Source organism: Pseudomonas sp. IT-P44 (assembly GCF_949768225.1).
Lineage (GTDB): Bacteria > Pseudomonadota > Gammaproteobacteria > Pseudomonadales > Pseudomonadaceae > Aquipseudomonas > Aquipseudomonas migulae.
The window spans coordinates 131,538-156,683 of the sequence record NZ_CATKQM010000006.1 but is presented as its reverse complement, the minus strand read 5'-3'; the positions used below and the strand labels follow the sequence as shown (position 1 = coordinate 156,683).

General features: G+C 60.0%; 26 protein-coding genes. 15 read left to right on the top strand and 11 right to left on the bottom strand.

Features of this window, described 5'->3' with window-relative positions:
• Nucleotides 1-21: 21 nt before the first annotated feature.
• Nucleotides 22-1,125, bottom strand: coding sequence for an enoyl-CoA hydratase/isomerase family protein (locus ACM6IO_RS03065; protein WP_414910877.1), 1,104 nt, complete (start codon nucleotides 1,123-1,125; stop codon nucleotides 22-24).
• Nucleotides 1,126-1,257: 132 nt separating this feature from the next.
• Between ACM6IO_RS03065 and ung the strand changes: the two genes are divergently transcribed.
• The gene (ung, locus tag ACM6IO_RS03060) at nucleotides 1,258-1,950 is read left to right on the top strand and encodes a uracil-DNA glycosylase (RefSeq protein ID WP_008025785.1); all 693 of its coding nucleotides are present in this window, start codon (nucleotides 1,258-1,260) and stop codon (nucleotides 1,948-1,950) included.
• Nucleotides 1,951-2,063: 113 nt separating this feature from the next.
• On the opposite strand, the gene ACM6IO_RS03055 is transcribed toward ung, so the two are convergent.
• Genes ACM6IO_RS03055 through ACM6IO_RS03040 form a run of 4 tightly spaced genes read right to left on the bottom strand, consistent with a single transcriptional unit; the run spans nucleotide 2,064 to nucleotide 6,107 of the window.
• Nucleotides 2,064-3,104, bottom strand: a complete 1,041-nt coding sequence (locus ACM6IO_RS03055; RefSeq protein WP_414910876.1) for an AbrB family transcriptional regulator — start codon at nucleotides 3,102-3,104, stop codon at nucleotides 2,064-2,066.
• Nucleotides 3,097-4,611, bottom strand: coding sequence for a tripartite tricarboxylate transporter permease (locus ACM6IO_RS03050; RefSeq protein ID WP_008034898.1), 1,515 nt, complete (start codon nucleotides 4,609-4,611; stop codon nucleotides 3,097-3,099). Before ACM6IO_RS03050 ends, ACM6IO_RS03055 begins: the two co-directional genes overlap by 8 nt.
• Before the next feature lies 1 nt (nucleotide 4,612).
• Nucleotides 4,613-5,071 (bottom strand): tripartite tricarboxylate transporter TctB family protein, encoded by a 459-nt coding sequence (locus ACM6IO_RS03045; RefSeq protein ID WP_008034905.1) that lies wholly within the window; start codon nucleotides 5,069-5,071, stop codon nucleotides 4,613-4,615.
• Between the two features lie 58 nt (nucleotides 5,072-5,129).
• Nucleotides 5,130-6,107 (bottom strand): Bug family tripartite tricarboxylate transporter substrate binding protein, encoded by a 978-nt coding sequence (locus ACM6IO_RS03040; RefSeq protein ID WP_008036010.1) that lies wholly within the window; start codon nucleotides 6,105-6,107, stop codon nucleotides 5,130-5,132.
• 390 nt (nucleotides 6,108-6,497) lie between these two features.
• On the opposite strand from ACM6IO_RS03040, the gene ACM6IO_RS03035 reads away from it, so the two are divergent.
• Both ACM6IO_RS03035 and ACM6IO_RS03030 read left to right on the top strand, forming a co-directional pair.
• Nucleotides 6,498-7,169, top strand: a complete 672-nt coding sequence (locus tag ACM6IO_RS03035; protein ID WP_008034908.1) for a response regulator — start codon at nucleotides 6,498-6,500, stop codon at nucleotides 7,167-7,169.
• Nucleotides 7,162-8,550: a sensor histidine kinase gene (locus ACM6IO_RS03030; RefSeq protein ID WP_008036011.1), complete on the top strand. Its 1,389-nt coding sequence runs from the start codon at nucleotides 7,162-7,164 to the stop codon at nucleotides 8,548-8,550. The genes ACM6IO_RS03035 and ACM6IO_RS03030 overlap by 8 nt, the downstream gene beginning before the upstream one ends.
• A 79-nt stretch (nucleotides 8,551-8,629) precedes the next feature.
• Here the strand turns inward: ACM6IO_RS03030 and ACM6IO_RS03025 are convergent, their stop codons facing one another.
• Complete coding sequence (locus ACM6IO_RS03025; protein ID WP_008034910.1) at nucleotides 8,630-9,451, bottom strand: HDOD domain-containing protein; 822 nt, start codon at nucleotides 9,449-9,451, stop codon at nucleotides 8,630-8,632.
• A 35-nt stretch (nucleotides 9,452-9,486) separates the two neighbouring features.
• The gene (locus ACM6IO_RS03020) at nucleotides 9,487-10,428 is read right to left on the bottom strand and encodes a YgfZ/GcvT domain-containing protein (protein ID WP_414910875.1); all 942 of its coding nucleotides are present in this window, start codon (nucleotides 10,426-10,428) and stop codon (nucleotides 9,487-9,489) included.
• A gap of 150 nt (nucleotides 10,429-10,578) precedes the next feature.
• Here ACM6IO_RS03020 and ACM6IO_RS03015 point away from each other — a divergent pair, with 150 nt between their 5' ends.
• Nucleotides 10,579-10,833, top strand: a complete 255-nt coding sequence (locus ACM6IO_RS03015) for a succinate dehydrogenase assembly factor 2 (RefSeq protein ID WP_007944081.1) — start codon at nucleotides 10,579-10,581, stop codon at nucleotides 10,831-10,833.
• On the top strand, nucleotides 10,817-11,269 hold the full coding sequence (locus ACM6IO_RS03010; RefSeq protein WP_414910874.1) for a protein YgfX: 453 nt from the start codon (nucleotides 10,817-10,819) through the stop codon (nucleotides 11,267-11,269). Before ACM6IO_RS03015 ends, ACM6IO_RS03010 begins: the two co-directional genes overlap by 17 nt.
• On the opposite strand, the gene nadB is transcribed toward ACM6IO_RS03010, so the two are convergent.
• On the bottom strand, nucleotides 11,238-12,854 hold the full coding sequence (gene nadB / locus ACM6IO_RS03005) for an L-aspartate oxidase (RefSeq protein WP_280163204.1): 1,617 nt from the start codon (nucleotides 12,852-12,854) through the stop codon (nucleotides 11,238-11,240). The genes ACM6IO_RS03010 and nadB overlap by 32 nt on opposite strands.
• A gap of 558 nt (nucleotides 12,855-13,412) precedes the next feature.
• On the opposite strand from nadB, the gene rpoE reads away from it, so the two are divergent.
• From rpoE to ACM6IO_RS02985, 4 genes are all read left to right on the top strand, one after another.
• Entirely contained in the window at nucleotides 13,413-13,994 is a 582-nt protein-coding gene (rpoE, locus tag ACM6IO_RS03000; RefSeq protein WP_007944079.1) for an RNA polymerase sigma factor RpoE, read from the top strand.
• A gap of 30 nt (nucleotides 13,995-14,024) precedes the next feature.
• Entirely contained in the window at nucleotides 14,025-14,612 is a 588-nt protein-coding gene (locus ACM6IO_RS02995) for a sigma-E factor negative regulatory protein (protein ID WP_008034916.1), read from the top strand.
• An 8-nt stretch (nucleotides 14,613-14,620) separates the two neighbouring features.
• On the top strand, nucleotides 14,621-15,577 hold the full coding sequence (locus ACM6IO_RS02990; RefSeq protein ID WP_008036016.1) for a MucB/RseB C-terminal domain-containing protein: 957 nt from the start codon (nucleotides 14,621-14,623) through the stop codon (nucleotides 15,575-15,577).
• A 181-nt stretch (nucleotides 15,578-15,758) separates the two neighbouring features.
• Entirely contained in the window at nucleotides 15,759-17,189 is a 1,431-nt protein-coding gene (locus tag ACM6IO_RS02985) for a DegQ family serine endoprotease (RefSeq protein ID WP_008034918.1), read from the top strand.
• Between the two features lie 66 nt (nucleotides 17,190-17,255).
• Here the strand turns inward: ACM6IO_RS02985 and ACM6IO_RS02980 are convergent, their stop codons facing one another.
• Entirely contained in the window at nucleotides 17,256-18,689 is a 1,434-nt protein-coding gene (locus ACM6IO_RS02980) for a M48 family metalloprotease (RefSeq protein ID WP_008034920.1), read from the bottom strand.
• Between the two features lie 98 nt (nucleotides 18,690-18,787).
• On the opposite strand from ACM6IO_RS02980, the gene ACM6IO_RS02975 reads away from it, so the two are divergent.
• Nucleotides 18,788-19,027, top strand: a complete 240-nt coding sequence (locus ACM6IO_RS02975) for a sulfurtransferase TusA family protein (RefSeq protein WP_414910873.1) — start codon at nucleotides 18,788-18,790, stop codon at nucleotides 19,025-19,027.
• 31 nt (nucleotides 19,028-19,058) lie between these two features.
• On the top strand, nucleotides 19,059-20,129 hold the full coding sequence (locus ACM6IO_RS02970) for an AI-2E family transporter (RefSeq protein ID WP_008034923.1): 1,071 nt from the start codon (nucleotides 19,059-19,061) through the stop codon (nucleotides 20,127-20,129).
• A gap of 120 nt (nucleotides 20,130-20,249) precedes the next feature.
• On the opposite strand, the gene ACM6IO_RS02965 is transcribed toward ACM6IO_RS02970, so the two are convergent.
• Together ACM6IO_RS02965 and ACM6IO_RS02960 are read right to left on the bottom strand one after the other, a co-directional pair.
• Nucleotides 20,250-20,723: a peroxiredoxin gene (locus ACM6IO_RS02965; protein WP_414910872.1), complete on the bottom strand. Its 474-nt coding sequence runs from the start codon at nucleotides 20,721-20,723 to the stop codon at nucleotides 20,250-20,252.
• A gap of 10 nt (nucleotides 20,724-20,733) precedes the next feature.
• Nucleotides 20,734-21,294, bottom strand: a complete 561-nt coding sequence (locus tag ACM6IO_RS02960) for a glycine cleavage system protein R (RefSeq protein WP_008034925.1) — start codon at nucleotides 21,292-21,294, stop codon at nucleotides 20,734-20,736.
• 328 nt (nucleotides 21,295-21,622) lie between these two features.
• Between ACM6IO_RS02960 and dapA the strand changes: the two genes are divergently transcribed.
• From dapA to purC, 4 genes are read left to right on the top strand one after another with little or no spacing between them, the layout of a single operon-like run.
• A complete protein-coding gene (gene dapA, locus ACM6IO_RS02955; protein ID WP_008034926.1) occupies nucleotides 21,623-22,501 on the top strand; it encodes a 4-hydroxy-tetrahydrodipicolinate synthase in 879 nt (292 codons plus the stop codon).
• Between the two features lie 17 nt (nucleotides 22,502-22,518).
• Entirely contained in the window at nucleotides 22,519-23,634 is a 1,116-nt protein-coding gene (gene bamC, locus ACM6IO_RS02950; protein ID WP_008034927.1) for an outer membrane protein assembly factor BamC, read from the top strand.
• Nucleotides 23,635-23,638: 4 nt separating this feature from the next.
• Nucleotides 23,639-24,397: an MBL fold metallo-hydrolase gene (locus tag ACM6IO_RS02945; RefSeq protein ID WP_008034928.1), complete on the top strand. Its 759-nt coding sequence runs from the start codon at nucleotides 23,639-23,641 to the stop codon at nucleotides 24,395-24,397.
• 28 nt (nucleotides 24,398-24,425) lie between these two features.
• A complete protein-coding gene (gene purC / locus ACM6IO_RS02940) occupies nucleotides 24,426-25,139 on the top strand; it encodes a phosphoribosylaminoimidazolesuccinocarboxamide synthase (protein WP_008034929.1) in 714 nt (237 codons plus the stop codon).
• The last annotated feature ends 7 nt before the right edge of the window (nucleotides 25,140-25,146 follow it).

The following is a 25,146-nucleotide window of genomic DNA, read 5'->3' as shown; positions in this document are numbered from 1 at the left end:
CCCACATTTCGTTTTGTGACCTTACAAATCCGCCAGCGGATGCCGGCCTTCCCAGACCTTGCGAAAATGCGCCTCCACCACCGTATCCGGCACGTGATTGATATCAGGCCAATGCCAGTGCGGTTTCTGGTCTTTGTCGATCAACCGCGCACGCACGCCTTCGCTGAACTCCGGATGCCGGCAGCAGTTGAGGCTCAAGGTGTATTCCATCTGGAAAACCTGAGCCAGCGACATATGCCGGGCGCGGGCGATCTGTTGCCAGATCAGATGAGCAGTCAGCGGCGAACCTTCACTCAGGGTCCGCGCCGCGCGGCTAAGTACCAAGTCCGTGCTATCACGCTGTTGGCTGATTGCTTTCCAGGCGCAACGTACATCACTGACATCCAGCAATTCGTCGATCTGCTGGCGGCGCGGCAGCCACTGGGCTTCGGGCATTCGCGCCAGCGCTTCCTGCTGCAAGGCCTTGAGCAGGCTGTTGAGCTGCATCGGCGTCTGTTCCTGCCAGTTCAATTGCAGCAGGCCTTCGATCAGCTCTTCTTGCTGTTCATCGAGCAGGAAGCGGTCGGCCAGGCCCAGATCGATCGCATCGCGACCGTTCATGTGCGCGCCAGTCAGGCCGAGGAACAAACCGAGCTTGCCGGGCAGGCGCGACAGAAACCAACTGGCACCGACATCCGGATACAAACCAATGCTGATTTCCGGCATCGCCAAACGGCTGCTCGGCGTGACAATACGGATGTTCGCGCCCTGCAGCAGGCCCATGCCGCCGCCGAGGACATAACCGTGACCCCAGCAGATCAGCGGTTTCGGGTAGGTGTGCAGGCTGAAGTCCAGCCGGTATTCCGCCGCGAAGAAAGTTGCGGCCAGCGGGGGCACTACGCCGGGGTGCGCGCGACAGGCTTCCACCAGGCTGCGCACTTCGCCACCGGCGCAAAAGGCCTTGGCGCCATGACCGCGCAATAGCACGCAGACGATTTGCGGATCCTTGGCCCAAGCGTCCAGTTGATCGCGCAGGGCGTTGATCATCGGCAAGGACAGGGCGTTCAGGGATTTTTCGGCATCCAGGCTGGCAACGCCGATGCGGGCGCCGTCGGTGCCGGTGAGTTCTTCGAAGTGCAGATTCATCGTGACCTCGATCGGGAATTTGAGCGTTCAGTATGATCGCAATGCAGGAAAGTGCCGGATCTGCGTCAGATCAATTGACAAGCGTGATGGGCTTTCCTAGGGTTCGCCCCATTGTTTTTGCCGGATGTAACCATGACTGCTGACGACCGTATCAAACTCGAACCGAGCTGGAAGGAGGCACTGCGTGCCGAATTCGACCAGCCCTACATGGCAGAGTTGCGCGATTTCCTGCAACAGGAGCGTGCGGCCGGCAAGGAGATTTATCCACCGGGCCCGATGATTTTCAACGCGCTCAATTCGACGCCGCTGGACAAGGTCAAGGTCGTCATTCTCGGTCAGGATCCGTATCACGGGCCAGGCCAGGCCCATGGCTTGTGCTTCTCGGTGCAACCGGGCGTGCCGGCGCCGCCGTCGCTGGTGAACATCTATAAAGAGTTGAAACGCGACCTGAACATCGACATTCCCAATCACGGTTATCTGCAGAGCTGGGCCGATCAGGGCGTGTTGATGCTCAATACCACCATGACCGTTGAGCGGGCCAACGCCAATGCGCACAAGGACAAGGGCTGGCAGTTTTTTACCGACCGGATTATTGAAGTGGTCAGCCAACAGCAACCGCATCTGGTGTTCATGCTGTGGGGCGCCCATGCCCAGAGCAAACAGAAGCTGATCGACGCGACCAAGCATCTGGTGCTGACGTCGGTGCACCCGTCACCGCTGTCCGCTTATCGCGGGTTTCTCGGGTGCGGGCACTTCAGCCGGACCAACAAGTTTCTTGAGCAGAATGGCGAGACGCCGATTGATTGGCGGTTGCCGCCAGTCTAAAAAGCTTCGCGGGCAAGCCTCGCTCCTACAGGATTTGTGTCGAGCATATAATTCACATACGACACAAACCCTGTAGGAGCGAGGCTTGCCCGCGAAGGGAGCGACTCGGTCTCTCAGACCGAATCCGGATTCCGATTCCAATACTTGAACAACGGCTCCGCCAAAAACAACACAAACAACAACCGCATCACCTGCATCGCCGTCACCAGCGGCACCGACAATTGCAGGGTCTCCGCCGTCAGGCTCATCTCCGCAATCCCGCCGGGCATCATGCCCAGGGTCAGCGAACGCAAATCCAGATGTGTCAGCGCACTCAATCCCAAGGCTGCCGCCGTGGCGATCAACATGGTCAACACCGTGCCAATCAACGTCCGCCCCATAAACGAGGGCGCACGCCGGAAAAACTGCCGATTGAAGTGGCAGCCCAAGCCACTGCCGATCAGCCATTGGCCAATCTGGCTAGCGCCGTTGGGCAAACCAATGTGCAGATCCCAACCAATGCTCACCGCCGCACTCACCAGCAACGGCCCGAACAGCCAAGGGTTGGGTTGACGCAAACGTTCCCAAATCCACGCCGCCAAGGCGCCCGCCGGAAATAGAAGGGCTAGCCACCACCAGTTGACGGCCGTCGGATGAAAGACCGGCACACCGTCGCCCAGCAAATACTTGAACGCCGCCGGTACACAAAGCACCACCACCAGCACCCGCAGGCTTTGCCCGGCCGCTACGCGACTGAGCACCGCGCCATTGCGTGCGCCGAGGTTGACCATCTCCCCGGAGCCGCCGGGCATGCTGGAAAAGAATGCGGTGGCGCGATCCTCACCGGTACGGCGCATCAACCAGACCCCGACCACGGCGGACAGGCTGGTGATCAACGCACCGAAGAAGATCAGGCCAAAGTGGCTCAACACCTGCTCCATCACCACCGGGGTGAAGTGCAGGCCGATGCCGATGCCGACGACCCACTGGCCGACCTTGCGGCCGCCAGGGATTTCGGCCAATTGCCAGGGTGTCAGGCAACGTACAAGGATGATCGCCAGCAACGAGCCGACCATCCACGGCAGTGGCCAGCCGATCTGGCTGGCCAGGTAACCGCCCAGCGCGCCGACCAGCGGCGTACCCCACCAGGCCTTGAAGGGTGTTCGATCAGACATCGGCGACCGCGCGACGAGCGACCGAACGTTTGCGCCAGATCCGCAGGATCGGCACCAGCAACATCACCACGATCAGCGCCCAGACACCCAGCGTGATCCCGCTCGACCAGAGAATCTCCAGCGAACCGTTGGAAATCGACAGTGCGCGGCGCAGATTCTGTTCCATCAAACCTCCGAGAATGAAGCCCAGCAAAACCGGCGACAACGGGAAATCCAGCTTGCGCAGAATGTAGCCGAAGATGCCGATGCCGATCATCAGGAACAGGTCGAAGGTGGTGGCATGCACCGCGAACACGCCGATGGCGGTGATGATTGCGATCATCGGCACCAGCGCCCAGTTCGGTACGGCGAGGATGCGGGTGAAGATGCGGATCATTGGAATGTTGAGGATCACCAGCATGATGTTGGCAATGAACAACGACGCGATCAGGCCCCAGACGATGTCCGGTTGCTGTTGGAACAACAGTGGGCCCGGCGTGATGTTGTACAGCGACAACGCACCGATCATCACCGCCGTCGTGCCCGAACCGGGAACGCCCAGGGTCAGCATCGGCACCAGCGCGCCGCAGGCTTCAGCACCGATGGCGGTTTCCGGAGCGGCCAGACCGCGCTTGTCGCCCTGTCCGAATTTGCCGCTTGGGCCAGCGATACGTTTCTCGGTCATGTAGGCCACGGCGCTGGCAAGTGTTGCACCGGCGCCAGGCAAAACGCCCATGATGAAACCCAGCACACCGCACCGCATGTTCACCCAGAACACCGACGCAGCTTCCTTGAAGTTGAACATCATGCGGCCGGTGGCTTTGAACGCTTCCTGGCCGCGATGGGTTTTTTCCAGCAGCAACAGAATCTCGCTGATGGAGAACAGGCCCAGCACCAACACCACGAACTGAATGCCGTCGGTGAGGTGGATGTTGTCGCCGGTGAAACGGTAGACACCGCTGTTGGCGTCGATGCCGACGGTCGACAGGAACAGGCCGATCAGCGCCGCAATAAAAGTCTTCAGCGGTCGATCACCGGCCATGCCGCCGAGGCAGACAATCGCGAACACCATCAGGACGAAATATTCCGCCGGACCGAAGGCAATCGCCCATTTCGCCAGGATCGGTGCGAACACCACCATCCCGCACGTGGCAATAAAGGCGCCGATGAACGAACTCCACGCCGACAGCGACAGCGCGACACCGGCCATGCCTTGGCGGGCCATCGGGTAACCGTCGAGGGTGGTCATGACGGTGGACGCTTCGCCCGGAATGTTCAGCAGGATCGAACTGATCCGGCCGCCGTACTCGCAACCCAGGTAAACCGCAGCCAGCAGGATCAGCGCCGACTCTGGTGGCAGCCCGAGGGCGAATGCAATCGGGATCAGCAACGCCACGCCGTTGATCGGACCGAGGCCGGGCAGCAGGCCGACGACGGTGCCGATCAGCGTGCCGCTGAGTGCGGTGACCAGGTTGTAAGGGGTCAGTGCGACGCCGAAGCCGTGACTCAAATAACCAAGCGTATCCATTTCAGTTCTCCAGAACGTCGAGCAGACCCAGAGGCAGCGGCACGTCCATCACTTTGTCGAACAGCAGGTACAGACCGATGCTCATCAGGCTGATGATCACTGCGCTTGGCAACCAGCGTCCGCCGTACAGGCGCGCCATCGGAATGCCGATCAAAATGCTGCTGAGGATGAAGCCCAACGGCTCGAACAGGCCGGCGAACACCAGCAGCAGCACCACGCAGCGGCCGATCTTGTGGAGGGTTTCACGATCCAGCGGCGGGTCTTCTTCGGAGTGTTTGATCGGGGACGGGCGAAACACCATGTAGATCAAGCCCATTCCCATCAGCCCCAGCATCAGCAAGGGGAAGGCGCGAGGGCCGATCGGTTCGTAGGAAAAAGGCGCCTGGTAGGGCCAGGCCATCAGCACCAGGCTGGCGCAGGCCAGCAGCAGCACCGATGCGAAAATGCGTTGTACGAGCATGGGGAACTCCTGTGCCGCGACCCCGCAGTGCGGGGCCGCAGCCGCTAGACAGAGGCGATCACTGAATCAGGCCGAACTCTTTGGCCAGCACTTTGTAGTCCGCGACCTGCTTCTTCACGTAGGTGTCCAGTTCCGGGCCGGTCATGGCGAACGGAAAGAGTTCACGCTGATCGCGCAGCTTGGCGAAATCATCGGAAGCCAGCAGTTTGTCGAAGGAGTCTTTCCACCAGGCGTAGTCTTCATCGCTGACTTTTGGCCCGAGGTAGAAACCGCGAACCACTGGCCAGACGATGTCGTAGCCTTGCTCTTTGGCGGTCGGAATGTCTTTCATTTCCGGCTCGTCCAGGCGCTTATCGGAGAACACCGCCAGCAGGCGCATGTCACCGCTCTGGATGTGCGGCATGGAGTCGGAGATGTCGGTGCTGCCGACCTGGATGTGGCCGCCTAGCAGGGCGGTGGCGATTTCGCCGCCACCTTCGAGGGCGACGTAACGCAGATCGCGCGGGTTGATCCCGGCGGCCTTGGCGATCAGCGCGGTTTGCATCCAGTCCTGGCTGCCGACGGTGCCGCCGGAACCGATCACCACTTTGCTTGGATCTTTCTTCAGCGCCTGAACGAGATCGTCGAGGGTCTTGTAAGGCGAATCGCTTTTCACCGCGATGGCGCCGTAGCTGGTGCCGACCGCTGCCAGCCAGCGCACGTTGGTTTCATCGAAGCGACCGAACTTGCCCTGGGCCAGGTTCAGCAACGAACCGCTGGACCACGCCACGAGCGTGCCGGCGTCGGCCGGACGTTGAGCGACCACCGCGTTGTACGCCACTGCGCCGACACCGCCGGGCATGTAGGTCACGCGCATCGGTTTGCTCAGCAGTTTCTCGTTCATCAGCGCGCTTTGCGCCAGTTTGCAGGTCAGGTCGAAACCGCCGCCGGGCGAGGCCGGGGCGATGCATTCCGGGCGCTTGGGCTCGGCCATCAGTTGGCCGGCAAACAGCATGCAGCTGGCGGCGAGGGCGAAACGGCGCAGTGATCGATTCATTGTTGTCTCCACGGGAGTTGTTGTTTTTGGGGATGTTTCAGGTGCGGCAGTTTCGCGTCGCGCAGCCGGTGATGGCGCTGACAAACGTAAACGACGGGAATTGAAAAAAGAGATGAGGCGGGCAAACCTGGAGCTGTGTGGACAGCATGGCGAAGTACCTCGTTATTGTTCTTATTGGCGAAAACGCATCGAGGCGTTTTTCGGGAGCTACATTTCAAAGCACGATCGATGGCTTTCAGTCGAAACCATCCGTGGGCCGACTCTAACGGTCGAACCTTTCACTAACCTTTCAGCGGACTTTCACGGTTTTCGGGCTTCACAGCGGCGGATGCGGCTGTAAACTCCGCGCCAAAGAATGGCGTCGAACATCCCTGAATGAGGTAAAGATCCATGCGTGTTCTGCTCGTCGAAGACCATCTGCAACTCGCCGACAGTGTCGCCCAGGCGCTCAAGAGCACCGGGTTGACCGTGGATGTGCTGCACGACGGCGTGGCCGCCGACCTGGCGCTGAGCAGCGAGGAATACGCCATGGCGATCCTCGATGTCGGCCTGCCGCGCATGGATGGCTTCGAGGTGCTGGCGCGCTTGCGGGCCCGGGGCAAGAATCTGCCGGTGCTGATGCTGACCGCCCGCAGCGACGTCAAGGATCGCGTGCATGGCTTGAACCTCGGCGCTGACGATTACCTGGCCAAGCCGTTCGAACTGACCGAGCTCGAAGCCCGGGTCAAAGCCTTGCTGCGTCGCAGTGTGCTCGGCGGCGAACGGCAGCAGACCTGCGGCGTGCTGGCTTACGATCTGGACACCCGACGCTTCACCCTCGGCGACGAATTGCTGACCCTGACCTCCCGCGAACAAGCGGTGCTCGAAGCGCTGATTGCGCGTCCCGGTCGGGTGATGAGCAAGGAACAACTGGCCGCCCAGGTGTTTGGTCTCGACGAAGAAGCCAGCCCCGACGCCATCGAAATCTACGTCCACCGTTTGCGCAAGAAACTCGACGGCCAACCGGTCGCCATCGTGACGTTCCGCGGTCTTGGCTATTTGCTGGAAAGCCGTGATGCATAAGCCCAGCAGCCTGCGCTGGCGGTTGCTGTGGAACCTCGCGCTGTTGCTGGTGGTGTTGATGCTGGCCAGTGGATTGAGCGCGTACTGGAATGGTCGCGAAGCTGCCGACACCGCGTATGACCGGACCTTGCTGGCCTCGGCGCGAACCATCGCCGCCGGGGTATCCCAGCGTGACGGAACGCTCAGTGCCGATGTGCCTTACGTGGCGCTGGATACGTTTGCCTACGACAGTGCCGGGCGAATTTTTTACCTGGTCAACGACATTCACCAGAACCTGATTTCCGGCTACGAAAACCTTCCCGCTCCACCACCGGGAACGCCGCGCACCGATGACTATCCGGCGCTTGCCCGTTTCTACAACGCGACGTATCGGGGGCAGAACGTGCGGGTGGTCAGCCTGCTCAAGCCCGTGAGCGAACCGAACATGAACGGCATGGCGGAAATTCGCGTGGCGGAAACCGACGAGGCACGCGTCAGCATGGCCCGTAGCCTGGCGGCAGACACGTTGTTGCGGCTGGGCATGCTGGCGGTCGGCGCGTTGCTGATGGTGTGGTTTGCGGTGAGTGCGGCGTTGCGCCCATTGGAACGCTTGCGCACGGCGGTGGAAGAGCGCCAGTCCGATGACTTGCGGCCGCTGCCGCTGGTGGAGGTGCAGCGAGAGTTGTGGCCGTTGGTGCGTGCGCTCAATCACTTTACCGAGCGCCTGCGCGGGCAGTTCGAACGTCAGGCGCAGTTCATTGCCGATGCTGCGCATGAACTGCGCACGCCGCTGGCGGCGCTCAAGGCGCGACTTGAACTCGGCCTGCGTTCGGGCGAACCCGAAACCTGGCGCAATACGCTGGAAACGGCAGCGCAAGGCACGGATCGTTTGACCCATCTGGCCAACCAATTGCTGTCGCTGGCGCGTGTCGAAAACGGTGCCCGGGCGATTGCCGAGGGCGGTGCACAATTACTCGATCTGAGTCAGCTGGCCCGGGAGCTGGGCATGGCGATGGCGCCGCTGGCCCATGCCCGCGGCGTGGCGCTGGCGCTGGAGGCAGACGAACCGGTGTGGCTGCGCGGTGAGCCGACGCTGCTGAACGAGCTGTTGAGCAATCTGGTGGACAACGCGCTGGCCCATACGCCGCCTGGCGGCAATGTGATCCTGCGGGTCTCGGCGCCGGCGGTGCTGGAGGTCGAGGACGATGGGCCGGGGATTCCGCTGGAAGAGCGTGATCGGGTGTTCGAGCGCTTCTATCGGCGCAACCAGCAGGTGGCCGGGTCGGGGTTGGGGTTGGCGATTGTCGGCGAGATCTGCCGCGCGCATCTGGCACAGATCAGCCTGCACGATGGCGAGCAGGCGGGGTTGAAGGTGCGGGTGAGTTTTATCGCGGGAGAATAATGGTGGCATCTTCGCGGGCAAGCCTCGCTCCTACAGGTCGTCATCGAACTTGTAGGAGCGAGGCTTGCCCGCGAAGCTTTTAATAGAACATCGACCGCGATTCTTCCAGATCCCTGCACATCGACTCATTCTCCGGGTCGATTCCCAGCTTCTTGAAGGCCGGCACGCCGAGCGGGTCGATACGGGCGATGGGGTGGTCGGTGTCCTTGTGGCAATACAAACTGGCCACTTGCACCAGATCCACATAGTCGACGCGCTCGGACTCGCGCTTGAAGTCCAGATACAGCCCCGGCACCTGTACCAGCATTTCCGGAAACTCCCAGACCCTGAGCAGTTTGTCGCCGAGCAGCGGGTGAATGTGGTCGATCACATGGTTCAGGCTGACCGGGTCCGACAGCAGCTCGTAGTGGTCTTCGGCGTAGGTCAGGATCGGCAGTACACCAATCTGATGCACCAGTCCGCCCAGCGCCGCCTGATCGGGCTTGAGCTGCGTGTAACTGCGGCACAGCGCGTAGCTGACCCCGGCGATTTCCAGGCTTTTGCGCCAGACATCGCGCATCTTTTTCTCCACCACGTCAGAGCGCGCATGGAAAATCTGCTCCATGACCAGACCGATGGCCAGGTTGCTGCTGTAATTGACGCCCAGGCGCGTGATTGCCGTGTGCAAGTCAGTGACTTCCTGGGTCGCGCGCAGCAGCGGGCTATTGACCACTTTGATCAGGCGCGCCGACAGCGCCGTATCACGGCCAATCACTTTACTCAGGGTGCTGACACTTATTTCCGGGTCTTCAGCGGCCTTGCGAATCTGCAGGGCCACTTCCGGCAACGTTGGCAGAACCAGGTCATCGTTATCGATGGCCTCAACCAAATCCTGTTGGACCTTATCCGCCAAATCGCTCATTTCTTTTCTCTAGGGTGTTGCAACAAATACTGCTGTTAACGCTGGATCTCGCGATCGCGATCCAGTTCATAAGGCAAGTCAAGCAGATGCAGGGCCGGCCCTTCGATCGCGCCGAGATGGACGTCGCCACCTTCCGCCGCTTCGGCTTGCAAGACGGCCAGGAGTTCAATGTTTTGTCCGGCGTGCGCGGCAATCACCACTTCGCCGATGGAACTGCCGTGTGTCGGGGAAAACAAGGGGGTGCCGGGTTCAGGCAATGCACTGGCGTCCAGCTTCAGACGATACAAGCGGCGCTTGAGTTTGCCCAGGTACTGCATCCGCGCAACGATTTCCTGGCCGGTGTAGCAACCTTTCTTGAAGCTCACGCCGCCGACGGCCTGCAGATTGAGCATCTGCGGAATGAACAATTCGCGTGTGCCCGGCATGACCTGGCCGATCCCAGCGCGGACCTGGCCCAGCAGCCATTGATTGAGATCGCCCTCGGTCAGCACAGCAGATAACCGGCCCTTGATGACGTCGGCCTGATCGGCGGCAGCCCAGAGTTCGGCGCGGTCCGGTGAAACGCGGATGGCGATCAATCCGTCATTGCGCGCCACGCTGTCGGTGTCCGCCGGCAGTTCGAGGCCCAGGGCGATCAGGGCGGCATCGCCATGGTCAACGCCGAAGCGGACCCAGGCAGCGCTTTCATCGGTCAATTTCGATTTGGAGAACACCGCGTACTTCTTCAGGTCCGCCAGTTGCGGCTCCAGCAGCTCGGTGGCCATGGCCATGAGCACGCCATCACCTTGCAGCAGAATGCGGAAGCTCGATTGCATCCGGCCTTTCTGGGTGCAACGCGCGCCGAGGCTGGCCTGGGTGTCGCTCAGGTAATTGAGGTTGCAGGTCAGTTGGCCTTGCAGAAATTTGCTGGCATCCGCGCCGCGGACCGCGAGAACGCCTTCGTGAGACAGGGTGCAGAAAAAAGCAGAATCGGCCATGGGAGATCGCAGGGTAAAAGAGTCTGGGGGACATCATAAGGGGGCGCCCATGAAATGGGTAGTTCACAAAAGGTCGACAGTGCCCGACCAAAGCCGACTGTTCGATGGTGTCCGGGGCTGTATACTTGCCGCCTATTTGAGGAGCGCTCCATGGTCGAAGATGTTGAACTGAATCGCCTCTACTGGCACAGCCGCCGCGGCATGCTTGAACTTGACGTGTTGCTGGTGCCGTTCGTGAAAGAGGTCTACCCGCACCTCAATGATGTCGACCGCGATTGCTACCGCAAGCTGCTCGAATGCGAAGATCAGGACATGTTCGGCTGGTTCATGGAACGCGCCGAGTCGGAAGATCCGGAGCTGCAGCGCATGGTTCGCATGATCCTGGATCGTGTCCAGCCCAAGTAATGCGTTCGAATGCCGCTGGCATGCCTCACGGCAGTTGCTGGCGGCGTATCTGTTGGCCCAGCTGTTCGCGCTGGGTGCGTTGTTTCTGCTTGCCATGCCGGTCTGGGCCAGTCTGCTCGGCGCTGCTTGCTGCCTGGCTCATGGCGTTTGGGCATTGCCACGCCAGATTTTACTGACACACCCACAGGCGTTTCGCGGCTTGCGTCGCGATGCGGATGGCTGGCAGTTGTGGAATCAGGCGGCCGGTTGGCAGGCGGTTCAGCTACGGCCGGACAGCCTCGCGCTGCCGCTGGTCGTCGTCCTGCGTTTTCGCCTGCAGGGCGAGCGGCGGGTCCGGGCGATCTGTGTGCCCAGGGATTCGCAGGCGGCGGATGTGCACCGACGCCTGCGGGTTCGGCTCACGTTCAGTCGGCGTAGGTGGGCGGCACCAGAATAGTGTCCAGCGCCTCCGGCAGCAGGTTCGGGTAGTCGAGGGTGTAATGCAGGCCGCGACTTTCCTTGCGCTCCATGGCTGACTGAATCATCAGTTCCGCCACTTGGGCCAGGTTACGCAGCTCGATCAAATCCCGGCTGACCTTGTAGTTACTGTAGAACTCGTCGATTTCGTCCAGCAACAGCCGCACGCGGTGCTGCGCACGTTGCAGGCGCTTGTTGGTGCGCACGATGCCGACGTAGTCCCACATGAATCGCCGCAGTTCATCCCAGTTGTGCGCAATGATCACGTCTTCATCCGAGTCGGTGACCTGGCTGGCATCCCAGACGGGCAGGGCGACCGGAATCGAAACCTGCGGCAGTTGCTCGAGAATGTCTTGCGCTGCCGAGCGTGCGTAAACGAAACATTCCAGCAGCGAGTTGCTGGCCATGCGGTTGGCGCCGTGCAGGCCGGTGAAACTGGTTTCGCCAATTGCATACAGCCCCGGCACGTCGGTGCGGCCCTGCTGGTCGACCATCACGCCGCCGCAGGTGTAGTGCGCTGCGGGAACCACCGGAATCGGTTGCTTGGTGATGTCGATGGAAAACTCCAGGCAGCGCTCGTACACCGTCGGGAAGTGCGTCTTGATGAACGCTTCCGGCTTGTGACTGATGTCCAGATAAACGCAATCGACACCCAGGCGCTTCATCTCATGGTCGATGGCCCGGGCGACGATGTCCCGTGGCGCCAGTTCGGCGCGCGGGTCGAAACGCTGCATGAAGCGTTCGCCATTGGGCAGCTTCAGGTGCGCACCTTCGCCGCGCAGGGCTTCGGTGATCAGGAAGCTCTTGGCTTGCGGGTGATACAGGCACGTCGGGTGAAACTGGTTGAACTCCAGGTTCGCCACCCGGCAGCCCGAACGCCAGGCCATGGCGATGCCATCACCGCAGGCGCCGTCGGGGTTGCTGGTATAGAGGTAGACCTTGGCGGCGCCGCCGGACGCGAGGATCACGAAGCGTGCGCCGTAGGTGTCGACTTCCCCGGTGCCGCGGTTGAGCACGTAGGCGCCGAGGCAGCGGTCGCCTTCAAGGCCCAGGCGCTTCTCGGTGATCAGATCGACGGCGACCCGCTGTTCCAGCAACTCGATGTTGGGCCGCTGTCTGGCTTTGTCGAGCAGGGTTCTGAAAATCGCTGCGCCGGTGGCATCGGCGGCGTGAATGATGCGCCGATGGCTGTGACCGCCTTCGCGGGTCAGGTGAAACTCGAAACCGCCATCTTCGGTGCCGGATTGTTCATCGCGGGTGAACGGCACGCCTTGATCGATCAGCCATTGAATGGCCTCTTTGCTGTGCTCGACGGTGAAGCGCACGGCGTCTTCGTGGCACAGGCCACCGCCGGCATTCAGGGTGTCATCGACGTGGGATTCAACGGTATCGGTGTCATCCAGCACGGCAGCGACACCGCCCTGGGCCCAGAAGGTCGAGCCATTGGCGAGGTCGCCTTTGCTCAGTACGGCAATGCGCAAATGATCGGGCAAGGTCAGCGCAAGGCTCAAACCGGCAGCACCGCTGCCAATCACCAGAACATCGTGTTGAAACTGTTGGCTCATTTCAGGATTCCGCTCAAAGCGACCCGGGTCGGGGTTGGCGCATGACTCCCGGAACGACGAGTCAAGACGGCCACACAGCGCACTAGTATATAGAGGGGGGGAGCGGCACAATAGCCGAGGTCACATGGCATTGTGAAACTACTGTGACGGAAAAGACTTGACGCTTCGTCGGATGATTTTTCGGCCGGTTCGGCGACAAGAAGACTGTATCGTCGATTTAACAGTCTTTTTCCATTCACGGTTGCACAATGTCGGTCTTGCGCAGCTATAAATATTTGGAACTTTTGCCAAAGGCCCAAGATCAATAGACCGTTGCCTGAATCAAGGGACAGTGTCGGCTTCAATGCAGGATTGCGGTTTGATCCTTGCCGGCGAATCCGATGACAAGATTATTCGCGCAGCCGGGTTATGCCGAGCTGCGCTTTTCGTGCGTGCCAAATCAGAGCCCGCAGGAAACTTGCTTGGAGGGGGAGAACTTTTGCGAAAAGCCCGAGTCTATGTTTGCAAGTCTGGTCGTTTAGTTATGCAAGCTTCCTCCGAGCTTATCGAGGAGAGTTCATGCTAACCCAGGAAGAGGATCAGCAGCTGGTCGAACGCGTTCAGCGCGGCGACAAGCGAGCTTTCGATCTGCTAGTGCTGAAATATCAGCACAAAATTCTCGGGTTGATCGTGCGTTTCGTGCACGACACCCATGAAGCCCAGGATGTGGCACAAGAAGCCTTTATCAAGGCGTACCGTGCGCTTGGAAATTTTCGCGGGGACAGCGCGTTTTACACGTGGCTTTACCGCATCGCCATCAACACGGCGAAAAACTATCTGGTTTCACGCGGCCGTCGGCCGCCGGATAGCGATGTCAGTTCCGAAGATGCAGAGTTCTACGATGGCGATCATGGCCTCAAGGATCTCGAGTCGCCTGAGCGCGCATTGCTGCGGGATGAGATCGAAGGCACCGTCCATCGAACCATTCAGCAACTGCCGGAAGATTTGCGTACGGCTTTAACTTTACGTGAGTTTGATGGTCTGAGTTACGAGGACATTGCGGCAGTCATGCAGTGTCCGGTGGGTACCGTGCGCTCCCGGATTTTCCGCGCTCGGGAGGCCATCGATAAAGCCCTGCAGCCGTTGTTGCAGGAAAACTGAGACAGCGGCGACAGCCAAGAGAGGAACGCCATGAGTCGTGAAGCCCTGCAGGAATCGCTGTCCGCAGTGATGGATAACGAAGCGGACGAACTGGAATTGCGTCGGGTATTGAATGCCTTTGACGATGTTGAAACCCGTGAAACATGGGCTCGTTATCAAATCGCTCGGGCAGTGATGCACAAGGATCTGCTGCTTCCACGTCTGGACATTGCAGCGGCCGTTTCTGCTGCGCTGGCTGATGAAGCCGTACCGGCGAAAGTCTCCCGTGGTCCATGGCGCAGCCTGGGTCGCCTCGCTGTAGCCGCTTCGGTTACCGTCGCCGTGTTGGCAGGTGTTCGTCTGTACAATCAGGACGAGATCGCGGGTGTCGAGTTGGCTCAGCACTCCACTCAACCGGGTCTGGCCGTTCCTCAGGTCAAGGGTCCAGCTGTTTTGGCAGGCTATAATGAGAGCTCGGAAGCCACTGGTCCTATGGCCAACGGCGTATTGCAGGCTCAGCCGGGCTGGCACGATCAGCGTTTGCCAGGCTACTTGCGCCAACATGCTCAACAGGCTGCACTGAAAGGTACTGAGAGCGCTCTGCCTTACGCTCGTGCAGCGAGCCTGGAAAACCGTTAAGGAGGATCATGCGCGCCATACCTCTACTTTCGCTTCTGCTTAGTGGCTGGTTCATTGTTCCAGCCCATGCCGATGAGGCACAAGACTGGTTGACCCGTCTTGGCCAGGCCGAGCAGCAGCAAAGCTTTCACGGTACTTTTGTCTACGAGCGAAACGGTAGTTTTTCTACCCACAACATCTGGCACCGCGTCCAGGATGGCAAGGTCCATGAGCGTTTACTCCAGCTCGACGGCCAGGCTCAGGAAGTTGTACGCATTGATGGGCATACTCAATGCGTCAGCGGTCTTCTGATTGCAGGGCTTGGGGACTCCCCCAACTCCGCTGCTCGTACACTCGATCCACAGAAGCTCAAGAATTGGTACGACCTTGCCGTCATCGGCAAGTCGCGTGTGGCCGGACGTGCGGCAGTCATCGTTACCCTGACGCCTCGCGATCAACATCGCTACGGTTTTGAATTGCATCTGGATAAAGAAACCGGCCTGCCGCTCAAATCATTGCTTCTGAATGAAAAAGGGCAGTTGCTGGAGCGGTTCCAGTTCACGCAGCTGGATACCTCCGATTTGCCCTCCGACGACGATTTGCAGGCAGGCCCGGATTGCAAAGCCATCACCCTCGACAGCGACAAGGCTTCAGCCGTCAAGGCTGCCCAGACCTGGCATTCGGACTGGTTGCCTGCCGGCTTTGAGCTGACCAGCAGCACTTCACGCAAGGATCCCGCGACCAAAACCCAGGTCAGCAGCCTGATGTATGACGATGGTCTCGCACGTTTTTCGGTGTTCCTTGAACCGCTCAATGGTGCCCCCGTCACCGATACCCGCACTCAGTTGGGCCCGACCGTCGCTGTATCCCGGCGCTTGACCACCCCTCAAGGCGAGATGATGGTCACCGTCGTCGGTGAAATCCCGGTAGGCACCGCTGAACGGATTGCGCTGTCCATGCGCTCCGATGCCACTGCAACCCAGTAGTGAGCTGAAACCGAAATGTTTGGTGAGCATTTCAATTTGCAAATATCCCCGAAATTTTTTATAGGTCAGAGCCCCTCGGCTCTGGCCTTGTTTGTTGTTCCCGGAACAAAAATACCGGCGTATCGTTCCCGGTGTTCCTTGCTCCATATCGCTTAACCATGCTCGTCGTAACGGGAGCCGTATGTCGATACCACGCTTGAAGTCTTACCTCTCCATATTTGCCACCGTGCTGGTGCTCGGTCAGGCGGTCGCTGTACAAGCGGCCGAGTTGCCTGACTTCACGCAGCTGGTCGAGCAGGCCTCGCCCGCGGTGGTAAACATCAGTACCACGCAGAAACTGCCGGACCGCAAAGTGTCGAGCCAGCAGATGCCAGACCTTGAAGGCTTGCCGCCGATGTTGCGCGAGTTCTTCGAGCGCGGCATGCCGCCACAACCGCGTACGCCGCGCGGTGATCGTCAGCGCGAAGCCCAGTCGTTGGGGTCGGGTTTCATCATCTCGTCTGACGGCTACATCCTGACCAACAACCACGTGATCGCCGATGCCGACGAAATTCTCGTCCGTCTCGCTGACCGTAGTGAGTTGAAAGCCAAACTGGTCGGCACCGATCCACGCTCCGACGTGGCGCTGCTGAAAATCGAAGGCAAGGATCTGCCGGTCCTGAAACTGGGTAAATCCCAGGATCTGAAGGCTGGCCAGTGGGTCGTGGCCATCGGCTCGCCATTCGGTTTCGACCACACTGTGACCCAAGGCATCGTCAGTGCCATCGGTCGCAGCCTGCCGAACGAAAACTATGTGCCGTTCATCCAGACCGACGTGCCGATCAACCCGGGTAACTCTGGTGGTCCGCTGTTCAACCTGGCGGGCGAAGTGGTGGGGATCAACTCTCAGATCTACACCCGTTCCGGTGGTTTCATGGGCGTGTCGTTCGCAATCCCGATCGATGTGGCCATGGACGTTTCCAACCAGCTGAAAAGCGGCGGCAAGGTCAGCCGTGGATGGTTGGGCGTCGTGATTCAGGAAGTGAGCAAGGATCTGGCCGAGTCGTTCGGTCTTGATAAACCGGCCGGTGCACTGGTGGCGCAGATCCAGGATGACGGTCCGGCGGCCAAGGGTGGCCTGCAAGTGGGTGACGTGATCCTGAGCATGAACGGTCAACCGATCGTCATGTCTGCCGATCTGCCGCATCTGGTCGGCGCGCTGAAGGCTGGCGCCAAGGCAAACCTTGAAGTGATTCGTGAAGGTAAGCGCCAGAATGTCGAGCTGACCGTCGGCGCTATCCCTGAAGAGGGCAAAGAGCTGGATGCCTTGCCGAAATCGGCCACCGAGCGCAGCAGCAATCGCCTGGGTGTTTCCGTGGTCGAGCTGACCGACGAACAGAAGAAAACCTACGACCTCAAAGGTGGCGTGGTGATCAAGGAAGTTCAGGACGGTCCTGCATCCCTGATCGGCTTGCAGCCAGGCGACGTCATCACTCACCTGAACAATCAGGCGATTGGTTCCGCCAAGGAGTTCACCGATATCGCCAAGGCGCTGCCGAAGAACCGCTCGGTGTCGATGCGGGTTCTGCGTCAGAATCGCGCCAGCTTCATCACCTTCAAACTGGCTGAATAAACCGGTTGTCGGCTGAATAAAAAACCGCCTCGAAAGAGGCGGTTTTTTTATGCCTGGTGAAAAGTGTCAGCCCATCATGTCCTTGATCATGCGCTCCTGCTCCATCAGTTCCCGTTGGCGGGCGTCGATACGCGATGACAGCGGGAAGTTGGTCCCGGCCTTGCGCTTGGCGAAGTCCAGTTGCTGAATGGCCTGGCGGTAGTCGCCAACCAGCGCAAAGTACTCGGCGCGCGCCTGATGCAAGCCGATGATGTTGCCTGAAAGGCCACGGGTTTCCGCCACCATGTACCAGACATCCGGATCATCGGGACGGCTTTTGAGCAGGTTCTCCAGCGCTTTTTCCGCTTCGGGCGCCCGGTTTTGCTTGAGCAGCAAATCGACACGCACCTGGTTCAGTGGATAGTTGCCCGGATACTGAGTCAGCATCCGGTCCACCCGGGTTTGGGCGTCCGGCAGGCGATTGTTGGTGATGTCCAGATCGATCTGCGCCAGGTTGTAGATGATCTCGTTCGGCGACTTGGCCAGCAGCAACTTGAGATTTTCCCGTGCTTCGTTCAGTTGGCCGCCCTTTATCTGGGCGATCGCCAGGCCATAACGCGCAACATCGTTTTTCGGGTTTTCATCCAGTTGTGCGCGGAAGCGCTTGGCGCCCAGGCCTGGGGTTTCTTCGTAGATCAGCTGGACTCGCGCACGAATCAGTTGATAACGCATGCTGTCTTCAATGCCGCCGGGTTTTGCCTGCTCGGCGCGGTTGCGGGTGTCGGCGATACGCGATTCGGTCACCGGGTGAGTCAGCAAGAACTCCGGTGGCTTGGCGTCGAAGCGGTATTGGCGCGCCAACCGCTCGAACATGGTTGGCATCGAGCGTGGGTCGTAACCGGCTTTTTCCAGGTTGAGGATGCCGATGCGGTCGGCCTCTTGCTCGTTCTGGCGCGAGAAGCGTCGTTGTTCCTGAATCGCTGCCGCCTGCGTGCCCGCAATGGCCGCGATCCCGGCATCGCCGGCACCGGCAGCGGCAATCACGATCCCGGCCAGCAGTGCGGCCATCATCGGCACCTGCATGCGTTGTTGCGCTTCGACGCCACGGGCAAAGTGGCGCTGCGACAAGTGAGCCAATTCGTGAGCGAGTACCGAGGCATATTCGCCTTCGGTCTGGGCATTAAGGAACAAACCACCGTTGACCCCGACAATCCCGCCCGGCGCCGCAAAGGCGTTGAGCTGCGGGCTGTTGATCAGGATGAACTCCAGACGCCGGTCATTGACCTGGCTGGTCTCAACCAACCGGTAGACGCTGGACTCGACATAGTCCTTGAGCTGCGGGTCATTGAGCTGGTCAACCTGACTGCGCAGCAGCGCCAGCCAGGCGCGGCCCAGCTGATACTCCTGTTGTGGCGAGACGATTGCAGAACTGGCGTCACCGAGTGACGGCAGGTCGTCGGCGAAGCCCGGTGAGGCGAGCAGGCAAGCGAGCGTCAGCAGGGTAGGGCGCAAAAAAGTCATGCACAAAGCCTTAGTCGACAAAGACCTTACTGTAGCCGGACAGTACGCTTCGGACCAGATATTCTAAGCCGCTCGACCACCTGAACCGGAGTAACGCAATGACCGACGCTGTAGCCCATGACGCCGAACTGGACGCCAGCGGCCTGAATTGTCCGTTGCCGCTGCTCAAGGCCAAGATGGAACTCAACAAGATGGCCAGCGGCGAGGTACTCAAGGTGATCGCCACCGATGCGGGTTCGCAGCGCGACTTCCGCACCTTTGCCCGTTTGGCCGGTCATACGCTGCTTCGCGAAGAAGATGAAGCGGGTGTTTACCGCTATTGGCTGAAAAAAGCCTGAAAATTGCTGCGTTCGTTTCTAAGGATTATTGATGTTCAAAGTGTTACGCGACTGGATTCAGCGCTATTTCTCCGATGAAGAAGCGGTGGTGCTGGCGGTCCTGCTGTTTCTGGCGTTTACCGCCGTGCTCACCTTGGGCGGCATGCTTGCGCCGGTGCTCGCCGGGATGGTGCTGGCGTATCTGATGCAAGGATTGGTGGTGACACTTGAGCGCCTGCGGGTGCCGGGCGGGGTGGCCGTCGGAGCGGTCTTTGCCTTGTTCATGGGCGTTTTGCTGGTGTTCATTATTGTCGTGGTGCCGTTGCTCTGGCACCAGTTGATCACCTTGTTCAACGAGTTGCCCGGCATGCTCGCCAAGTGGCAATCACTGTTGTTGCTGCTGCCCGAGCGATATCCGCATCTGGTGTCCGACGAGCAGGTGTTGCAGGCCATCGAGGCGGCACGCGGTGAGATCGGCAAGTTCGGCCAATGGGCGCTGACGTTCTCGCTGTCCAGCCTGCCGCTGTTGGTCAACATCATGATTTACCTGGTGTTGGTGCCAATCCTGGTGTTCTTCTTTCTCAAGGACCGGGAAATGATCGGCCAGTGGGTTCGCGGTTATCTGCCTCGTGAGCGCGCGCTGATCACCCGTGTTGCCCACGAAATGAACCGGCAGATCGCCAACTACATTCGCGGCAAGGTCATTGAGATTTTCATCTGCGGTGGCGTGACCTACATCGCGTTTGTCGTGCTGGGGCTCAACTACGCGGCACTGTTGGCGTTGCTGGTAGGCGTGTCGGTGGTGGTGCCCTATGTCGGGGCCGTGGTGGTGACCGTGCCGGTGCTGCTGATTGCGTTGTTCCAGTGGGGCTGGAGCGATCAGTTCATCTATTTGATGGCGGTCTACGGAATTATTCAGACGCTGGATGGCAATGTGCTGGTGCCGCTGCTGTTCTCGGAAGCGGTCAACCTGCATCCGGTGGCGATCATCTGCGCGGTGTTGTTGTTTGGCGGGTTATGGGGATTCTGGGGGGTGTTTTTTGCGATTCCGCTGGCGACGCTGTTCAAGGCGGTGCTCGACGCTTGGCCACGCAAAGAGCCTGTTGTGGCACCTCTGCTTTAACGTTCAGGCTTAATGGCCCCTTCGCGGGCAAGCCTCGCTCCTACAGGGTTCTTGGGTGCGACTCAAAACCTGTAGGAGCGAGGCTTGCCCGCGAAGGCGTCAGAAAAGGCGCCATCAAAATCAGGCTTTGTTCAATGCCTGCGCAGCAGCCAAAACAGCATCCACATGTCCCGGCACTTTCACGCCGCGCCATTCCTGACGCAGTACACCGTTCTTGTCGATCAAAAACGTGCTGCGATCAACACCCATGTATTCCTTGCCATAAAGCTTCTTCAGCTTGATCACATCAAACAGCTGGCACAGCGCCTCTTCCTTGTCGCTGATCAGCTCGAAGGTGAACGCTTGCTTGGCCTTGAAGTTCTCGTGAGATTTCAGGCTGTCGCGGGACGCGCCGAAGACTTCGGTGTTCGCCGCTTTAAAGGCGTCGAGCTGATCGCGAAAGCCCTGGCCCTGGGTCGTGCAGCCCGGCGTGCTGTCCTTCGGATAGAAGTAGATCACCACTTGCTTGCCTTTAAGGCTCGCGAGGCTGACGGTCTGTCCGCTGGTGGCGGGTGCTTCGAAGTCGGCAACCGGTTGGTCGATGGCAACGGCCATGAAAGCTTCCTTACATTGGGTTTTGTGGGCGCCACGGTTCGATCAGGGCATCCAGGTTCAGCGCGTCGGCGAAATCCAGGAACTGGTCGCGCAACCAGCTGATCTGTACGCCAGCCGGCAAGGTCACGGTGAACGTGGCGTTGAGCATGGTCCCGCCGGTTTGCGGTGCCTGATAGGTGTCGCAGGTCAGGTTTTCCAGCTCGACGTTGTGGTCCATGAAGAACTGGCACAGTTCGTTGATGATGTCCGAGCGGTAAGCCGAGCTGACATAGGCAACGTACGGCAGGGCCTGGGGACGGTTCTCCAGTGCCGCGCTGCGCACCACGTTGACCGTGAAGGCGTGCTTCTTGGCGAGGCTCGGCAGGCTGCCTTCCAGGCGCGCCAGGGCGTCCCAGCTGCCGGAGATCTCGAGGATCAACGCACTGCACTCGCCATGACGGGTCAGGCGAGAGGTGACCACGGCGCAGCGATTTTCATGGCTGGCGCGGCACAGGACGTTAGTCAGCTCCATGGGGTTGGCGCCGAGGGCACTGATGACAAGGAATTGTTCGCGAACTGTGGGGGTGGACATGCAGCATTCCTAAAGCGATGAGCGGTCGATACTTCTACGGGCTTTTATTGCCGGGGGCGAGCCTGCGGATGCGAATTCAGAAAACCCGAGCCGGAGGTTGCAACGTGCTCCATTAAGGCAAGAGCGAAGGGTGGCAACGCTGGATCGGGGCTTGTGATGCCGAAAATGGAGGCTGAAACCCGGCGTACGAGCTTGTCAGTACCGATCAAAGTCTGAAGGGTAGCGAAAAGCAGCGCCAAGGGGAATGGCAGCAGCGCAGTACTTCGCTTGTACAAGCATCTTGGCGCCAGTACCATTACGGCTCTCTTTTTCCGGCAGGAGCGGTTGCATGATTGCGGGCAGTATGGTGGCACTGGTCACACCCATGGATGCACAGGGTCGTCTCGACTGGGACAGCCTGAGCAAACTGGTGGACTTTCACCTGCAAAACGGCACCCACGCCATCGTGGCGGTCGGCACGACAGGTGAATCGGCCACGCTAGACGTGAACGAACACATCGAAGTGATTCGTTACGTGGTCAAGCAGGTTGCAGGGCGCATTCCGGTGATCGCCGGTACCGGCGCCAACTCGACCCGCGAAGCCATCGAGCTGACCACCAATGCAAAGACCGCCGGCGCCGATGCTTGCCTGCTGGTGACGCCGTACTACAACAAGCCGACCCAGGAAGGTTTGTACCAGCACTTCAAGGCCATCGCCGAAGCCGTCGACATTCCGCAAATCCTGTACAACGTACCGGGCCGTACGGCGTGTGACATGCTGACCGAAACCGTGATCCGCCTGTCGACCGTGAAAAACATCATCGGTATCAAGGAAGCCACCGGCGACCTGGCCCGTGCCAAAGCGATCATCGACGGCGTCAGCGAAGACTTCGTGGTGCTTTCCGGCGACGACGCGACAGCGGTCGAGCTGATCCTGCTCGGCGGTAAAGGCAACATTTCGGTGACCGCCAACGTTGCCCCGCGCGACATGGCCGACCTGTGCAACGCTGCTCTGAAAGGCGATGCCGTCACGGCCCGCGCGATTCACGAAAAGCTGATGCCGCTCAATAAAACCCTGTTTATCGAATCCAACCCTATCCCCGTGAAATGGGCGCTGCATGAAATGGGCTTGATGCCGGACGGTATCCGTCTGCCGCTCACCTGGCTCAGCGCTGCCTGTCACGAACCGCTGCGGCAGGCCATGCGCCAGTCCGGCGTACTGGTTTAATTGAGGAAGCACTACGCATGAAGCGATTGGCCGGACTTTCCGCACTTGCCTTGATTATCTCCAGCACCAGTGGCTGTGGATGGGTCTGGGGCCCGGAAGGTTATTTCCGTGACCGTGGTAGCGATTACCTGGAAGCGCAACAGACTGCACCTATGCAATTGCCAACGGACGTCAGCACCGCCAAGCGTCTGGATCCGCTGCTGCCGATCCCGCGCAACGTGGCCGATGACACCGTCAAGGGCGAATACATCGTGCCGCGTCCGCAGCCGCTGTCCGCTGCTGCCGATGCCAGTGCCTACTCGCTGCAGAAGAGCGGTGATTCGAGATCGATCCTGGCCCAAAACCCGCCAGCCGAAGTCTGGCCAGTGGCTGTGCAGTTCTTCCAGGACAACGGTTTCCGTCTGGATGAACAGCGCCCGCAAACCGGCGAATTCACCACCACCTGGCAGCATTCCGACGAACTGTCCGCAGCGATGGCCAAGCGCCTGAGCGCAGCCGGTGTCGGCGCCGACAGCGAAACCCGCGTGCGGGTCCGTATCGAGCCAGGCGTGCAGCGCAACACCAGTGAAGTTTATGTGGTCAGCGCCGAGCGTCCTGCCGGCAGCACCGCCGATGTGGCCTTCACCAACCGTTCGGTCAACACTGGCCTGGACGCAGCGCTGGTCGACGACATGCTGGCAAGCATGAGCCGCACGTCGGAGAAGGGCGGTTCGGTCTCCATGCTGGCCTCGCGTGATTTTGATGCGCCAAGCCGTGTCAGCCTGAGCGAAGACGGCAGCGGCAACCCGGTTCTGAACGTCGGCACCGACCTGGATCGTGCCTGGTCGAGCGTCGGTCGTGCGCTGGAGCAGGGCGAATGGCGCGTTGAAGACATCAACCGCAGCCTGGGCCTGTACTACATCAACCTGGCCGAAAAAGCCGAGAAGAAAGACGAGAAGCCTGGTTTCCTCAGCGGTTTGTTCGGCAGCAAGCCGGACAAGGAAGAGGTTGAAGCCCGTGCCGAGCGTTATCAGGTTCGCCTGAGCAAGGTAGGCGATACCGTTCAGGTCACCGTCGAGAAAAACATCAACACCGTGGCGCCGGCTGACGTGGCGCGCAAAGTGTTGAGCGTGATTCAGGACAACCTGGGCTGATCACATGCGTTTTGCCGTTCTCGGCAGCGGTAGCCAAGGGAACGGCACGCTGATAGCCAGCGCTGATACGTATGTGCTGGTGGATTGTGGTTTCTCCTTGCGGGAAACCGAAAAACGCTTGCTGCGCCTGGGTGTGAACCCGGCGCAGTTGAGCGCGATACTCGTAACCCACGAACATGCCGACCACGTGCATGGCGTGGGTTTGCTGTCTCGGCGCTACAATCTGCCTGTCTACCTCAGTCGCGGCACCCTGCGCGGGATGCGCAAACCGATTGAACCGGCTGGCCTTCTGGCTGGCGGCGAGCAACTGCAGATCGGCGCACTGAGCATCGGCGTCATTGCCGTGGCCCACGATGCACAGGAGCCGACGCAATATGTGTTCAGTGACGGTGAGCGGCGCTTCGGCCTGTTGACCGACCTGGGCTCGTACTGCAACAAGGTGCTGGACGGCTATCGTGACCTCGATGCGTTGATGATCGAGGCCAACCATTGCCGTGACATGCTGGCTCGCGGTCACTACCCGTACTTTCTCAAGCAGCGGGTGGGTGGTGAACTGGGACATTTGAACAACCACCAGGCGGCATTCCTGGTGTCCGAGTTGGGCTGGCAAGGCCTGCAACACCTGGTCCTGGCCCATCTGAGCAGCAAGAACAACCTGCCGCAGCTGGCCCGGCAATGTTTTGTCGACACCCTCGGGTGCGACCCGGACTGGCTGCAACTGGCCGATCAAGATTCAGGGCTCGACTGGCGACACATCGCCTAGCCCACCTACTTAGCAAGCGGAGCCCATCATGGAAAAACGTGAAGAACTCTACCGCGGCAAAGCCAAATCGGTTTTCAAGACCGATGACGCTGACCGCTTGATCCTGCTGTTTCGCAACGACACCTCGGCGTTCGACGGCAAGCGCATCGAGCAGCTCGACCGCAAAGGCATGGTGAACAACAAGTTCAACGCCTTCATCATGCAGAAACTCGAAGCAGCCGGCGTGCCGACTCAATTCGACAAACTGCTGGGCGACAACGAATGCCTGGTGAAAAAACTCGACATGATCCCGGTCGAGTGCGTCGTGCGTAACTACGCCGCCGGCAGCCTGGTCAAGCGCCTGGGTGTCGAAGAGGGCATGAAGCTCAACCCTTACACCTTCGAACTGTTCCTGAAGGACGACGCCAAGGGCGACCCGTTCATCAACGAATCCCACGTCGTGGCGTTCGGTTGGGGCACCGCCGAGCAACTGGTTCGCATGAAAGAACTGTCGCTCAAGGTCAACGAAGTCCTGAGCAAACTGTTCGACGACGCCGGCCTGCTGCTGGTCGACTTCAAACTTGAATTCGGTGTGTTCTCCGACGGCTCCATCGTCCTGGGCGACGAATTCAGCCCGGACGGCTGCCGTCTGTGGGACAAGGCCACCGGCAAGAAAATGGACAAGGACCGCTTCCGTCAGGGCCTCGGTGACGTCATCGAAGCCTACGAAGAAGTCGCCAATCGTCTGGGCGTACCGCTTTAATCGACGC

Bases quoted from the DNA above. Each gene is read 5' to 3' on its own strand.
- ACM6IO_RS03065 (WP_414910877.1), bottom strand. From the start codon at position 1,125: ATGAATCTGCACTTCGAAGAACTCACCGGCACCGACGGCGCCCGCATC.
- ung (WP_008025785.1), top strand. From the start codon at position 1,258: ATGACTGCTGACGACCGTATCAAACTCGAACCGAGCTGGAAGGAGGCA.
- ACM6IO_RS03055 (WP_414910876.1), bottom strand. From the start codon at position 3,104: ATGTCTGATCGAACACCCTTCAAGGCCTGGTGGGGTACGCCGCTGGTC.
- ACM6IO_RS03050 (WP_008034898.1), bottom strand. From the start codon at position 4,611: ATGGATACGCTTGGTTATTTGAGTCACGGCTTCGGCGTCGCACTGACC.
- ACM6IO_RS03045 (WP_008034905.1), bottom strand. From the start codon at position 5,071: ATGCTCGTACAACGCATTTTCGCATCGGTGCTGCTGCTGGCCTGCGCC.
- ACM6IO_RS03040 (WP_008036010.1), bottom strand. From the start codon at position 6,107: ATGAATCGATCACTGCGCCGTTTCGCCCTCGCCGCCAGCTGCATGCTG.
- ACM6IO_RS03035 (WP_008034908.1), top strand. From the start codon at position 6,498: ATGCGTGTTCTGCTCGTCGAAGACCATCTGCAACTCGCCGACAGTGTC.
- ACM6IO_RS03030 (WP_008036011.1), top strand. From the start codon at position 7,162: ATGCATAAGCCCAGCAGCCTGCGCTGGCGGTTGCTGTGGAACCTCGCG.
- ACM6IO_RS03025 (WP_008034910.1), bottom strand. From the start codon at position 9,451: ATGAGCGATTTGGCGGATAAGGTCCAACAGGATTTGGTTGAGGCCATC.
- ACM6IO_RS03020 (WP_414910875.1), bottom strand. From the start codon at position 10,428: ATGGCCGATTCTGCTTTTTTCTGCACCCTGTCTCACGAAGGCGTTCTC.
- ACM6IO_RS03015 (WP_007944081.1), top strand. From the start codon at position 10,579: ATGGTCGAAGATGTTGAACTGAATCGCCTCTACTGGCACAGCCGCCGC.
- nadB (WP_280163204.1), bottom strand. From the start codon at position 12,854: ATGAGCCAACAGTTTCAACACGATGTTCTGGTGATTGGCAGCGGTGCT.
- rpoE (WP_007944079.1), top strand. From the start codon at position 13,413: ATGCTAACCCAGGAAGAGGATCAGCAGCTGGTCGAACGCGTTCAGCGC.
- ACM6IO_RS02995 (WP_008034916.1), top strand. From the start codon at position 14,025: ATGAGTCGTGAAGCCCTGCAGGAATCGCTGTCCGCAGTGATGGATAAC.
- ACM6IO_RS02990 (WP_008036016.1), top strand. From the start codon at position 14,621: ATGCGCGCCATACCTCTACTTTCGCTTCTGCTTAGTGGCTGGTTCATT.
- ACM6IO_RS02985 (WP_008034918.1), top strand. From the start codon at position 15,759: ATGTCGATACCACGCTTGAAGTCTTACCTCTCCATATTTGCCACCGTG.
- ACM6IO_RS02980 (WP_008034920.1), bottom strand. From the start codon at position 18,689: ATGACTTTTTTGCGCCCTACCCTGCTGACGCTCGCTTGCCTGCTCGCC.
- ACM6IO_RS02975 (WP_414910873.1), top strand. From the start codon at position 18,788: ATGACCGACGCTGTAGCCCATGACGCCGAACTGGACGCCAGCGGCCTG.
- ACM6IO_RS02970 (WP_008034923.1), top strand. From the start codon at position 19,059: ATGTTCAAAGTGTTACGCGACTGGATTCAGCGCTATTTCTCCGATGAA.
- ACM6IO_RS02965 (WP_414910872.1), bottom strand. From the start codon at position 20,723: ATGGCCGTTGCCATCGACCAACCGGTTGCCGACTTCGAAGCACCCGCC.
- ACM6IO_RS02960 (WP_008034925.1), bottom strand. From the start codon at position 21,294: ATGTCCACCCCCACAGTTCGCGAACAATTCCTTGTCATCAGTGCCCTC.
- dapA (WP_008034926.1), top strand. From the start codon at position 21,623: ATGATTGCGGGCAGTATGGTGGCACTGGTCACACCCATGGATGCACAG.
- bamC (WP_008034927.1), top strand. From the start codon at position 22,519: ATGAAGCGATTGGCCGGACTTTCCGCACTTGCCTTGATTATCTCCAGC.
- ACM6IO_RS02945 (WP_008034928.1), top strand. From the start codon at position 23,639: ATGCGTTTTGCCGTTCTCGGCAGCGGTAGCCAAGGGAACGGCACGCTG.
- purC (WP_008034929.1), top strand. From the start codon at position 24,426: ATGGAAAAACGTGAAGAACTCTACCGCGGCAAAGCCAAATCGGTTTTC.